The organism is Rhodoferax sp. OV413 (genome assembly GCF_900104385.1).
GTDB lineage: Bacteria > Pseudomonadota > Gammaproteobacteria > Burkholderiales > Burkholderiaceae_C > Rhodoferax_B.
Map to the genome: position 1 here is coordinate 143,434 of NZ_FNJA01000003.1, position 11,859 is coordinate 155,292.

The 11,859-nt window shown below is 64.7% G+C and carries 12 protein-coding genes; 6 read left to right on the plus strand and 6 right to left on the minus strand.

The window, feature by feature from the left end:
* Positions 1–46 precede the first annotated feature (46 nt).
* The 3 genes from BLT66_RS12300 to BLT66_RS12310 form a co-directional block, all read right to left on the minus strand.
* A complete protein-coding gene (locus BLT66_RS12300; RefSeq protein ID WP_092758434.1) occupies positions 47–2,170 on the minus strand; it encodes a TonB-dependent siderophore receptor in 2,124 nt (707 codons plus the stop codon).
* A gap of 103 nt (positions 2,171–2,273) precedes the next feature.
* Positions 2,274–2,486, minus strand: coding sequence for a YbdD/YjiX family protein (locus BLT66_RS12305; protein ID WP_092758012.1), 213 nt, complete (start codon positions 2,484–2,486; stop codon positions 2,274–2,276).
* 7 nt (positions 2,487–2,493) lie between these two features.
* On the minus strand, positions 2,494–4,563 hold the full coding sequence (locus BLT66_RS12310; protein ID WP_092758435.1) for a carbon starvation CstA family protein: 2,070 nt from the start codon (positions 4,561–4,563) through the stop codon (positions 2,494–2,496).
* A gap of 143 nt (positions 4,564–4,706) precedes the next feature.
* Between BLT66_RS12310 and BLT66_RS12315 the strand changes: the two genes are divergently transcribed.
* From BLT66_RS12315 to BLT66_RS12340, 6 genes are all read left to right on the plus strand, one after another.
* Positions 4,707–6,089 (plus strand): cache domain-containing protein, encoded by a 1,383-nt coding sequence (locus BLT66_RS12315; RefSeq protein WP_218922605.1) that lies wholly within the window; start codon positions 4,707–4,709, stop codon positions 6,087–6,089.
* 2 nt (positions 6,090–6,091) lie between these two features.
* The gene (locus BLT66_RS12320; protein WP_092758014.1) at positions 6,092–6,724 is read left to right on the plus strand and encodes a response regulator; all 633 of its coding nucleotides are present in this window, start codon (positions 6,092–6,094) and stop codon (positions 6,722–6,724) included.
* 125 nt (positions 6,725–6,849) lie between these two features.
* On the plus strand, positions 6,850–7,716 hold the full coding sequence (locus BLT66_RS12325) for an MBL fold metallo-hydrolase (protein WP_092758015.1): 867 nt from the start codon (positions 6,850–6,852) through the stop codon (positions 7,714–7,716).
* Between the two features lie 95 nt (positions 7,717–7,811).
* Positions 7,812–8,291: a GlcG/HbpS family heme-binding protein gene (locus BLT66_RS12330; protein ID WP_092758016.1), complete on the plus strand. Its 480-nt coding sequence runs from the start codon at positions 7,812–7,814 to the stop codon at positions 8,289–8,291.
* 39 nt (positions 8,292–8,330) lie between these two features.
* Positions 8,331–8,720: a nuclear transport factor 2 family protein gene (locus BLT66_RS12335; protein ID WP_092758017.1), complete on the plus strand. Its 390-nt coding sequence runs from the start codon at positions 8,331–8,333 to the stop codon at positions 8,718–8,720.
* A 19-nt stretch (positions 8,721–8,739) separates the two neighbouring features.
* On the plus strand, positions 8,740–8,991 hold the full coding sequence (locus tag BLT66_RS12340; protein ID WP_092758018.1) for a hypothetical protein: 252 nt from the start codon (positions 8,740–8,742) through the stop codon (positions 8,989–8,991).
* Positions 8,992–9,102: 111 nt separating this feature from the next.
* Here BLT66_RS12340 and BLT66_RS12345 read toward each other — a convergent pair whose 3' ends face one another.
* The 3 genes from BLT66_RS12345 to BLT66_RS12355 all read right to left on the minus strand — a co-directional run bounded on the left by BLT66_RS12345 (position 9,103) and on the right by BLT66_RS12355 (position 11,732).
* On the minus strand, positions 9,103–10,230 hold the full coding sequence (locus BLT66_RS12345; RefSeq protein WP_092758019.1) for a DUF3616 domain-containing protein: 1,128 nt from the start codon (positions 10,228–10,230) through the stop codon (positions 9,103–9,105).
* Positions 10,231–10,263: 33 nt separating this feature from the next.
* Complete coding sequence (locus BLT66_RS12350; protein WP_092758020.1) at positions 10,264–11,154, minus strand: DMT family transporter; 891 nt, start codon at positions 11,152–11,154, stop codon at positions 10,264–10,266.
* A gap of 92 nt (positions 11,155–11,246) precedes the next feature.
* Positions 11,247–11,732 (minus strand): DinB family protein, encoded by a 486-nt coding sequence (locus BLT66_RS12355; protein WP_092758021.1) that lies wholly within the window; start codon positions 11,730–11,732, stop codon positions 11,247–11,249.
* Positions 11,733–11,859: the final 127 nt, after the last annotated feature.

Below are 11,859 nucleotides of genomic sequence, written 5' to 3' on the forward strand. Positions count from 1 at the left end.
TTTATAGCTGCCAGCGCAGGTAGAACCTGCGCTGGCAGCCTATTTCTTATAAATCGAGTTTAAACGTCAGCTTGGCCGTGCGCGGCGCGCCAGCGGCCAGGCGGGTGCCGCCAGCGGCCCAGTATTCCTTGTCGGCCACGTTGTCTACGTTCAGCTGCCAGGTCGTCTGGTAGCCGGCCAGGCGGGTGGCGTAGCGCGCGCCCAGGCTGTACAGGGTGACGCCGCCCAACCAGGCCTGGTTCAGGTCGTTCACCGGGCGGCGGCCGGTGTAGTAGGCGCCGCCGTTGACCGACAGGCCGGGCAGGCTGGCCAGCGCATACGACAGGAACACGCTGCCGGTCTGCTTGGCGGTGTTTTCCGGGCTCTTGCCGTTGTAGCTGGCGTTGATGTTGCGGAACTCGGCGTCCAGCCATTGGGCCGAGGTCTGCCAGGACAGCTGCTTTGTTAACTGGCCCTGGGTAGACAGCTCCACGCCGGTGTAGTTCTGCCGGCCGTCGGCCGTGTAGACATTGCTGCTGTTGGTGTAGTAGCCGGGGCGGCTGATATTGAACAGCGCGGTCGACAGCAGCGTGCCGCCCGGCGTGCGCCAGCGCATGCCCATCTCTTTTTGCTTGCTGACGCCCGGTGCCATGCGCTCGCCCACGTTGGCGGTGCCGGTGGGCGCGGTGTCGCCCTGCTCCAGCCCGTTGGCATACGAGGTGTAGAGCGACACGGCGGGCGACAGCTTGTAGACCAGGGCCGCCATCGGCGTGGTCTTGCTGGCGTCGTAGTGGGCGCTGCCCTGGTCGCTTTGGTAGCGGCTGTGGCGCAGGCCCAGCATCAGCTGCCACTGGCTGGACAGCTGCAGCTGGTCCAGCGCGTACAAGCCGGTGTCCTGCGTGTCCAGCGCGGCGGTGGTGGCCGTGGTCGGCACCGCGCCAAAGGTCACCGTGGTGATGGGCAGCGGGTTGTACAGGTTCTGCGAGGCGATGGTGTAGTTTTGCTGGTAGATCGGGCTCTGGCTGAAGCGGGTGCGGGTTGCGCCCAAGGTCAGGCCGTGCTGGATGCCGAAGGTGGCAAAGCTGCCGAACAGCTCGGCGCGCAGCAGGTCGGTCTGCGCCTCCAGGTTCTGGATATTGCCGCGGATGCTGCCCGCGCCCGAGGCCACGCCGGCATCGTTGGCAAAGCTGAAGATCGCCAGCTGGCGGCCGCGCTCCACGTGCGACTGGCCGGCCTCTACCGTCAGCGCCCAGTTGTCGCTCAGGGCGTAGTCGGCGCGCAGCTGGGCGTTGCGGGTGTCGGCGTCGAAGGTCGACCAGTCGGGGCCGACCAGCTTCTGGGCATCCACCGGGTTCGGCAAGGTGATGACGCCGTTGACCGCGGTGCGCAGGGCCACGCCCACCTGCTCGGTGGTCTTGCGGTGGTCGTAGTCCAGGTCGGCCTTCAGGCTCAGGCGGCTGGTGACGCGCCAGTCGAAGGCGGCGGATGCAAAGCTGCGCCCGCCGTTGCCCGCGCCGTCCAGGTACGAGCCCAGGGCACCGCCGGCGGCGTTGACGCGCAGGCCGTACTGCTGCTCGTCGCCCAGGCGCCGGCCCACGTCGACGCTGGCCAGCGCCTTGCCGTATTGGTCGACCACCAGGCCGAGCGAGGTTACCGGCTGGGCGCCGGCGCGCTTGGTCACCAGGTTGACGATGCCGGCCGGCGAGGTAAAGCCGTAGTACAGCGCCGAGGCGCCCTTCAGCACTTCGACGCGCTCCTTGTTCTCCATCGGGATCTGCGAGAAGTTGAGCACCGGCATGGAGCCGTTGAGCCGGTAGTTGGTGCGGTTTTCCACACCCATGCCGCGGATCACCAGCTGGTCCCAGGTTTCGCCGCCGTTCTGCTGGCGCGTCACACCCGCGGTGTTGCGCAGCGCGTCGTACAGGCCAGCCGCGCCCTGCAGCTCCAGCACTTCGCGGGTGACGACGTTGACGGTAGACGGCACATCCATGATGTCCGAACCGCGGAAGCTGCCGGCCTCTACCGTATTGGGCACAAAGCCCTGGGCGGTGGCGGCCCGCACGGTGACGGGGCTGAGAGCAGGCGCATCGGCAGGCTGGGCGGGCTGAGCGTCCTGCGCCACGGCAGCGTGGCTACCGTAAGCAAGAGACAAAAGGAAGGGCAGATGGCGCAAGGGAAAAGAGCGGGGCATGGTGCGGTGCAAGTCCAAAAGTAGAAAAACCGGGTTATCCCTAATTCTACTAATGCAAATACAAACTATTTGCATTTACACAACACCTAGCCCACTATTCCCCTCAGCAGCAGCGCCCGATGCGCCCCTTGCCACCGTAGCGCGCCTCCTGCCGTTCGCGGAAAAAGGCCTCGTAGCCCATCACCGGTTGGTCCGGGTGCTCACGCCGCTGGTGGGCGACGTAGGTGTCGTAGTTGGGCACGCCGACCATCAGGCGGGCGGTCTGGCCCAGATAGCTGCCGACAGATTGACCCAGGCTGGCGATTTCCTTCAGCACGGCCGCCTCACGCCGTCAGCAAGGAGCCGCCGGCTTCCTGCACCGTGGGCTTATGGCTCCGCCGGGCCACCAGGCAGGCGCGGATGCCGAACACCAGCACGCTGATCACCACGAACATGAAGAACACGCACAGGCCTGCGTCCAGGTAGTCGTTGAAGACCACGCGCTGCATCTGCAGTAGCGACTTGGCGGGCGCCAATAGCTCGCCCTTGTCCAGGGCAGCCTGGTACTTGTCGGCATGGGCCAGGAAGCCGATTCTCGGATTGGCGTGGAACACCTTTTGCCAGCCGGCGGTCATGGTGCAGGCCAGCAGCCAGGCGGTGGGCAGCAGCGTGACCCAAGCGAAGCGCTCGCGCTTCATCTTGAACAGCACCACGGTGCCCAGGATCAGCGCCACGCTGGCCAGCATCTGGTTGGAGATACCGAACAGCGGCCACAGCGTGTTGATGCCACCCAACGGATCGACCACGCCCTGGTACAAAAAGTAGCCCCAGGCGGCGACGCACAAGCCGGTGGCCAGGCCGTTGCTGATCCACGAATCCGTCTTCTTCAACGCTGGCACAAAAGTGCCCAGCAAGTCTTGCAGCATGAAGCGGCCGGCACGGGTGCCGGCGTCCACCGCCGTCAAGATGAACAGCGCTTCGAACAGGATGGCGAAGTGGTACCAGAAGCCCATCATGGCCTTGCCGCCCAGCATCTGCGAAAAGATATGCGCCATGCCGACCGCCAGGGTGGGGGCGCCGCCGGCGCGGGCAATGATGGTGGTTTCGCCCACGTCCTTGGCGGTCTGCAGCAGCATGTCGGGCGTCACCACAAAGCCCCATTGCGAGATCACTTGCGCAGCGCTTTCGGCCGTGGGGCCGAGCACGGCCAGCGGGCTGTTCATCGCGAAGTAGACGCCGGGCTCGATGATGGACGCGGCCACCAGCGCCATGATGGCGACGAAGGACTCCATCAGCATCGCACCGTAGCCGATGAAGCGGGCATGCGCCTCGTTCTCGATCAGCTTGGGCGTGGTGCCCGACGAAATCAACGCATGGAAGCCCGACACCGCGCCGCAGGCGATGGTGATGAACAGGAAGGGGAACAGGCTGCCCGCCCAGACCGGACCGCTGCCATCGATGAAGCGCGTGGTGGATGGCATCTTCAGATCCGGCGCCACCAGCACGATGCCGATGGCCAGCGCCACGATGGCGCCGATCTTCAAGAAGGTTGACAAATAGTCGCGCGGCGCCAGCAGCAGCCACACCGGCAACACCGATGCCACGAAGCCGTAGCCGATCAGCATCCAGGTCAGCTGCTTGCCGTCGAAGGTGAACAGCGGCGCCCACTCGGCGCTCTGCGCCACCTGGCCGCCCATGACGATGGAGAGGATCAGGAACACCACGCCGATCACCGACACCTCGCCGATCTTGCCGGGCCGGATGTAGCGGGTGTAGATGCCCATGAACAGCGCCAGCGGAATGGTGGCTGCCACGGTGAACGTGCCCCAGGGGCTGTCGGCCAGCGCCTTGACCACAATCAGCGCCAGCACTGCCAGGATGATGACCATGATCATGAAGGTGCCAAACAGGGCGATGACGCCGGGTATCGGCCCGAGTTCCGACTTGATCAGGTCGCCGAGGGAACGGCCGTCGCGCCGCGTCGAGATGAACAGCACGATGAAGTCCTGCACCGCGCCGGCAAACACCACGCCAGCCAAGATCCACAGCATGCCGGGCAGGTAGCCCATTTGCGCCGCCAGCACCGGGCCGACCAGCGGGCCGGCGCCGGCAATCGCCGCGAAGTGGTGGCCGAACAGCACGAACTTGTTGGTCGGCACATAGTCCAGCCCGTCGTTGTGCCGCATGGCCGGCGTGGCGCGGTTCGCGTCCAGCGACAGCACATGCTTGGCGATGAACTGGCTGTAGAAGCGGTAGGCGATCAGGTAGACCGCCAGTGCCGCCACCACCACCCAGAGGGCGTTGATGGTTTCGCCGCGGTGCAGCGCGATGGTGGCCAGGGCGCCGGCGCCGGCTAGGGCGATCAACGCCCAGAGCGCTGTGCGGGCCAGGGGATGTTTGGTAAGGGTGTCCATTGTCTCTTTCTTGTAGTTGAAACGGATGTGCGAAAGCACAGTGTCGAGCGCCCAGCGCGGCGCCGCATTGGTGTGCTTGCGGTGCAGTTGCGGAGTGATTACGTAATGGTTTTCCCCAGGCAAGCCTGGGTCAAAATCCACCCATGGGCACACACGGTTTCAGACTGCATTTACGCGCGATGGTGCTGCTGCTGGCCGCCGTGCCGCTGGTGCTGGCCATCGCCGCCGTGGTCTGGGTGGTGCGCCAGCAGTCCGACCAGCTGGCCCAGGCGCAGATCGCCGCCATGCAGCCCATCTTGTTGCAGGCACGCAAAGACGAGCTGCAGCACTTCGTACAAAGCGGGCGCCGCGCCGTGGCCCATTTGTACGAGCAGCAGGCCGGCAACCAGGCCCAGGCCCAGCAGCAGGCGCTGGAGCTGCTGCGCCGCATGGACTTTGGCAACGACAACTACTTTTTCGTCTACGACCTTCAAGGCAACAGCCTGATGCACCCGCGCCTGCCCGATCTCGAAGGCCATAGCCAGTGGGCGCTGCGCGACAGCGCGGGCGCGCCCATCATCCAGCAGCTGGTGCACCAGGCCCAGGCCGGCGGCGGCTTTGTCGACTACATGTGGAACCGCCCGTCCACTGGGCGCGACGAGCACAAGCTCGGCTATGTGGAGCTGGTGCCCGAATGGGGTTGGGTAATGGGCACTGGCCTGTATCTCGACCATCTGCAGGAAACCCAGGCGCTGATCACCCGCTCCACCGCGGCCGCCGTGCGCAAGACCCGGCAACAGATCCTGTGGATCGCCTCGGCCGCGCTGCTACTGGTGGCGGCCGGTGGCCTGGCGCTGAACTGGTACGAACAGCGCGCCGCCGACGCCAAGCTGCGCGCCATGGCGCAGAAGGTGGTGCATTCGCAGGAAGATGAACGCTCGCGCGTGGCCCGCGAGCTGCACGACGGCATCAGCCAGCAGCTGGTGTCGGTAAAGTTCGTCGCCGAGTCGGCGCTGCTGCAGCTAGAGCGCGGCAACACCGATGCGCCCGGCACGCTGCGCCAGGGCATCAGCCTGCTGCAAGGCCTGGTGCGCGATGTGCGCCGTATATCCCATGACCTGCGCCCCACCCTGCTCGACGATGTAGGCCTGGCCAGCGCGCTGGCACAGACTGCCCGTGAATTCGGCGAACGCAGTGGCATCCAGGTCGAGGTCCAGGTGGCCGAGGTACCGCCGATTCCCGAAGCCGCAGCCACCGCCATGTTCCGCGTGGCGCAAGAAGCCCTGGGCAATATCGAAAAGCATGCAGGCGCCCAGCATGTACAACTGCAGCTGAGCTACGGCGCCGCCGGCCTGGCGCTGCAGCTGCGTGACGACGGCGCCGGCTTCGACGTGCCAGCCACCCTGCGCCAGGCCCGCTCCGGCCTGGGCCTGACGAATATGCGCGAACGCATCGAGATGCTGGGCGGCAGCTTCAGCCTGGCATCCGCCCCCGGCGCAACCGTGCTGACGGCACAGCTGCCGGCCGCCGTGCTAAAAATGGACTGACCATGCCGACACCTGTTTCCATCCGCCTGCTGATCGTCGACGACCACCCCATCGTGCGGCAAAGCCTGAACGCCCTGCTCGGCGCCTTCGGTGCGCCGATGCAGGTGGTGGCCACCGCCGGCAGCGCTGAAGAAGCCCTGGTGCTGGCCGAGCAGCAGCAGCCAGACATCGTGCTGACCGACCTGCAGATGAAGCCCACCAGCGGCATCCAGCTGATCCAGCAGCTCAGCCAGCGCCAGCCCGCCATCCGCTACGTGGTGTTCACGGCATCCACGCAGGACGAGCACATGCTGCAGGCCTTTGACGCTGGCGCGCAGGGCTATGTATTGAAGGAGTCCGAAGCCGGCGAGCTGGTGCAAGCCATCGAAGCCGTGATGGGCGGCGCCACCCACTACCCCGCCGGGTTAAAGCGCGCCCTCGACCGGCGCCAGCAGCAGCCCGCGCTGACCGCCCGCGAGACCGAGGTGCTGGCACTGGTAGCCCAGGGGCTGACCAGCAAAGCTATCGCCCGGGCGCTGGACATCGATTCGCGCACCGTGGACGCGCACCGGGCGAATATCCGCCAGCGCTTTGGACTGGACAGCAGCGCGGCGCTGCTGCGGTTTGCGATGGAAAACTGCGGCGGGAAGCCATAGCGCCCCATGGCCTGCTCGATTTACGCAACATTAATGTGCGGATTAATGGGTTTATCTGCGCGGTTATAGAAATTACAGTGCACTCCAACGCCACTGGGCGTTATTCAACCCAATAGGAGTTCACCATGATCCGCACGACCGTAGTTGCCGCCTCCCTGGCCATCGCCTTCACCGCAGCCCAAGCCGCCCAACCGCTGACCGTCAAGGTCTACAACGCCGACGGCAACAGCTTCAACGTCAATTCGACCCTGGTCTATGGCGAGAAAGAAGCCATGGTGATCGACGCCGGCTTCACCCGCGCCGATGCGCTGCGCATTGCCGCCAATGTGCTCGACAGCGGCAAACAGCTGAAGACCATCTACGTGAGCCAGGCCGACCCCGACTACTACTTTGGCGTGGAAACGCTGAAAGAAATCTTCCCCCAGGCCGACGTGGTGACCACGCCCGCCGTGCTGGAAAAGATCGTGTCCAAAATGTCCGGCAAGCTGGCATTCTGGGGCCCCAAGATGGGTGCCAACGCGCCCCGTACGCCGGTAGTGCCGCGCGCCTTGCAAGGCAGCACCCTCACGCTGGAAGGCCAGACGATTGAAATCCGTGGCACAACCGGCCTGCTGGCGCACCGCCCCTATGCCTGGATTCCATCCATCCAGGCCGTGGTGGGCAACATCGGAGTATTCGGCAACATGCACGTATGGACCGCAGACTCGCAAACGGCGCAGGAGCGTGCCGCCTGGGTGGCCCAGCTCGACGAGATGGCGGCCCTGAAGCCCGTGTTGGTCGTACCCGGCCACATGAAGTCCGGCACGCAGGTCGATGCCAGCGCCATCAGCTTCACCAAGAACTATCTGCAGACCTTCGAGAAAAACCTGGCTGCCAGCAAAAACAGCGCAGAGCTGGTCAACGCCATGAAGCAGGCCTACCCGCAAGTGACCGATGGCGCCATGTCCCTGGACATTGGTGCCAAGGTCAACAAGGGCGAGATGAAGTGGTAATGCAAAGCGCCTGACCCAGTCCAGGCATGGACCGCCCTGCCAGCCTGCTGGCAGGGCGGCGTTCAAGCGTTCTTCATCAAACCAATAGGCCCGCCATGAAACCCACTTTGATCCCACTGAGCCTTGCGGCTGCGGCGTTCGTGTCCGTCAACGCATTCAGCCAAGCCCTGCCTTACGGCGCCCCCATCAGTCTCGATGTGGCCAAAAAGGCCGCGCAAGCCGCATCCCACGAGATGCGCAAAAACAAGCTAGAGATGACCATCGCCGTGGTCGACTCTGGCGGCAACCTGGTCTACCTGGAAAGGTCCAACCAGGCTGGCCTGGGCACCATTGAACCCGCGATCGGCAAAGCCAAGGCGGCCAATGGCATCAAGGCCCCCACCAAGCTGATCGAAGACCTGATCGTCAAACAGCAGTTGGTGAATTTGATCGCAGTGCCGGGCGCATTCCCGGTAGAAGGTGGCGTGCCCCTGGTGCTCAACAACCAGGTGGTGGGCGCGATTGGTGCCAGTGGCGGCATGCCCGCCGATGACGGTGCAGTCGCCAACGCAGGCGCAAAAAGCCTGCTGCCTTGATGAAGACACAGACCTGTTCACCCACTACCGAGAATTGATATGAGCACCCCCTACGACATCGTCAAAGAACATTACGCGGCGTCTGCCCGCCAGGATTTCGCCGGCATGTTTGCCAACGTCTCCGACACCGTCGAGTGGACTGAAATGGCGGGCTTCCCCTGCGCCGGCACATGGATAGGCCCGCAAGCGGTGATCGACAATGTTTTCAAGGTTCTGGGAAGCACCTGGGACAACTACCGCTTTGACCTGGAGCAGCTGGTGGATGGTGGCGATGTGGTCGTCGGCATTGGTACTTACTCCGGCAGCTACCGTGCCACAGGCAAGCCCATGCAGGCCAGGGTCGCGCACGTGTGGCGCATCGCGTCTGGCAAAGTCGTTAAATTCGAGCAATTTACCGACACACTGCTGGTTGCGAACGTGATGCGTTAATCCAGTCAAGGAGCTTTCGATGGATGTTCTTCAACAAGTCCTGGAGCATATGCGCTCGGGCCGCTGGATCGAGGCACACAATCTTGTGCAGACCGACGACTCGCCGCTGGCCGCCTGGCTGCACGGCATCTTGCACATCCAGGAAGGCGATCTGGAAGATGCCGAGTACTGGTACGGCAAAGCCAACCGCCATTTCCGCAGCCGCGGGACTTTGGATGAAGAGCTCGCAGGTTTCGAGGCCGAATTGCTGAAGCGCGACAGCCAGGCATAGCCAACGGAACCAGGCCTGCGCGGCCGAGCAGTGCTTGCTATCGTATAAATAGCTGGTAGCGCGGGTGTCTATTGCGCTGGAGGCTTAAAAGGCTTGAGATTTAACAGCACCTCAAGGCAGCCGAAAAACATCGGCGGCTACCGCACTCTCTCCCAACTTTCGCCCATCAGAAGCCGAGTCGTAAACCACCAGAAGCGAAAGGGCGGCCTCCCCTTCGGCGGAGAACAAAGTCATGCCTTCGGCATGGTCTACGCCCTGGCCATGGGGGATGTCCAACACCCGCTCCAAGCCATCCGCCGGCACCACACACTCGCCCTTGGGCGCTGTACCACCCGGCCACCGGAACACGGTCGTCGGGCCGTCCAACGCCATGCTGGGGCCGCCCAGAATCAGCAGATCCTGGCCCTGCACGCACATATCGCGGATACCCAGGCCGCCCAGCTGCAAGAAATGCTTTCGGTACGGGCGCTGCTTCGGTCCAATGGGCTGCAAGCGCAGCGTAGCTGCCTGCTTCTTATCCTCTTTCAGTTCCACCTCCAGCACCACAGCCCAACCGCGCAAGACCGGCCCGCGCAGCCCGAGGAAGATGCGCTTGCCCACCACGGCCAGGCCCTCGATGTCGAAGCCGTTGTCTTTGCCCGGAATGGAGAGGAACGGCCCCAGATGTTTGTCCTCTTTCAAGGCCTGCATCAGGTCATTGCCCTTGGCGTTGCCGCCCAGTTGCGCGGCGTGGCGCTTTTTGCGCTTGTCCTTGGCTTCTTTCGCCAGGCTGCACAGGCCGTCCTCGTCGACCACGGGGATGCGGGCCAGCAGGTAGCGGTTGCCATCTGCCCGCACCTGGGCCAACTGCTTGGCGGCCACTTTGGCGTCGTCGTCCACGCCCGGGTTCTTGCGCTTCAGGCTGTGCGAGCCGACTAGCCAGAGATAGCCATTGTCGCAGGCCAGCCCCTCCACGTCTACCTCTTCCACGTCTGCAGGGTCGTCGGCCAGACCCGCCGGCAGCCGAAGGTAGTCGCCCAGAGCAAACTGCCTGTGCTCGCGGCCATACCGGTAATTGCCGCTGCGGCCTTTGGCAGCCACCAAGGACAGCCGCTCCAGGCTGGTCGATTCGTCATTAGCAACCCACAGCGTGCGGCCGATCTGCAGAGCCACGGACAGCCCGTCTCGCAGCTTTTTGTGCTGGCCCAGATCATCGCTATCGGGATGGAACTCCAGATCGACAGTGCCCGTTGGATGCATGGTGAAGCTCCCTGTAAGTTCTAAGCATGGTATCTACTTGCCCGCGGCCTGCTGCTCCCGTGTCGTCATCAACACTCCCACCGCCACCACCACAGCGCCGAGCCAAGTCAACACGCCATAGTGCTCACCCAGCACAAAAGTCCCCGTGCCCAGCCCCACCGCCGCCGCCACGTAGCCGATCTGGCTCAGGTACACCGGCCCGCCCACGCGCTGCAGGCGGAAGAACACCGCGAACATGGCGGCGGTGACGGCGATCTGGGCAAGCAGCAGGCCGGGCACGGCCAGCGCAGTAGCGACCGGCAAGCTGCCGGTCCACAGCAGGGACAGCACCGCCAGCACAGCCGCGGCGCCCAGGTTGGTGCCCGCAGCCAGGGCCAGGCCGCTGGTGCCAGCCGGCCAAGCCAGGGTGCGGTAGACGTTGCCGCAGGCCAGCAGCAGCGGGATCAGAAACGCCAGCGCCAGCCACAGCGCGGGCGCGCCGCCGGGGCTGTCCACACCGCCCTTGGACAGCACGATGACCAGCGCGCCGACAAAGCCCAGCGCAATGCCCGCCGCGCCCAGCGCACCCGGCCGCCGCCTTTGCAGCATGCTGTGCAGCAGCAGCGTCAGGATCGGTGAGAACGCCAGGAAGATCGAGGTAAAGCCCGCCCCCAGGTGCGGCATGGCGCTGAACACCAGCAAGTTGGGCAGCGCGTTGGACACTGCGCCCGTCACCAGGTAGTAGCGCAGATGCCGCCGGTCCCACGGCAAGCGGTCGCGCAAGGCCCACAGCGCCAAGGCCAGCACCAGGCCGGCGCCGGCCGACATCAGCAGGGACCAGACCAGTGGCGAGATGCCCGCCGCCCCGGCCAGCTTGCCCAGGGGGAAGTTCAGGCCCAGCAGGCTGCCGGTGGTCAGCAGCAGGGGCAAGGGGCGGTTCAGCATGGGTGGTGGTGAAGAGGGTTCAAACCACCCATTTTGCTATATAAAAAATAGCTGATAGCGCAGGTTTTGTATGCGCCTACGGCCAATAAGGCTTAAAAATTAGGCGGCGCATCGCGCAGGAACACCGGCAGGTCCATCACCGGTGGACGCGCGCCGGCCTGGTACAGCATATCGGCCACATAGCCGCGGTGGTAGGTCTTGTGGTTCACCACGTGCAGCAGCATGTCGCCGCGGGCCATGGCCCCATCGCCGCCATCGACGAAGCGGAACTGCAGCACTTCGTCGTGCGCGTTGTCAGACAGGCCATCGGCATAGCCTATGTACCAGCGGTCGATGGCGGCTTGGGTGTCGCGCAATGCCGGCAGCGCGGGCTCGGTTTCGGTGATGCGCGCGGTAAAGCCGTGCGGCTGGCCCTGCAGATGGGCCTGCCAGATCTGGTCCACCACATAGGCGTGGTTCAGCGTGTTGACCATGCTGCGGAAACCCGTGGCCCGGGCCGCGCTGGCCTGGCCCTCGGGCAGCGCCAGCAGCGCATCAAACAAGCGGGTGTTGGCCCAGGCGGTGTAGCGCGTGAGCATGCGGATGTGGCGGTCAGTGCCATGGTGTTTTGCCAGCAAGTGGGCCGCAAAGCCTGCGGCGAAGGCTGGCAAAAATATAGCACCGGCCCCGCTGGCGGCGCGGGCCGCCCGTACGGCCGGGTTACGG

Excerpts from the sequence above, each read along its gene's own strand:
- BLT66_RS12320 (WP_092758014.1), top strand. The coding sequence starts at position 6,092 with ATGCCGACACCTGTTTCCATCCGCCTGCTGATCGTCGACGACCACCCC.
- BLT66_RS12300 (WP_092758434.1), bottom strand. The coding sequence starts at position 2,170 with ATGCCCCGCTCTTTTCCCTTGCGCCATCTGCCCTTCCTTTTGTCTCTT.
- BLT66_RS12340 (WP_092758018.1), top strand. The coding sequence starts at position 8,740 with ATGGATGTTCTTCAACAAGTCCTGGAGCATATGCGCTCGGGCCGCTGG.
- BLT66_RS12345 (WP_092758019.1), bottom strand. The coding sequence starts at position 10,230 with ATGCATCCAACGGGCACTGTCGATCTGGAGTTCCATCCCGATAGCGAT.
- BLT66_RS12330 (WP_092758016.1), top strand. The coding sequence starts at position 7,812 with ATGAAACCCACTTTGATCCCACTGAGCCTTGCGGCTGCGGCGTTCGTG.
- BLT66_RS12350 (WP_092758020.1), bottom strand. The coding sequence starts at position 11,154 with ATGCTGAACCGCCCCTTGCCCCTGCTGCTGACCACCGGCAGCCTGCTG.
- BLT66_RS12355 (WP_092758021.1), bottom strand. The coding sequence starts at position 11,732 with ATGCTCACGCGCTACACCGCCTGGGCCAACACCCGCTTGTTTGATGCG.
- BLT66_RS12325 (WP_092758015.1), top strand. The coding sequence starts at position 6,850 with ATGATCCGCACGACCGTAGTTGCCGCCTCCCTGGCCATCGCCTTCACC.
- BLT66_RS12335 (WP_092758017.1), top strand. The coding sequence starts at position 8,331 with ATGAGCACCCCCTACGACATCGTCAAAGAACATTACGCGGCGTCTGCC.
- BLT66_RS12315 (WP_218922605.1), top strand. The coding sequence starts at position 4,707 with ATGGGCACACACGGTTTCAGACTGCATTTACGCGCGATGGTGCTGCTG.
- BLT66_RS12310 (WP_092758435.1), bottom strand. The coding sequence starts at position 4,563 with ATGGACACCCTTACCAAACATCCCCTGGCCCGCACAGCGCTCTGGGCG.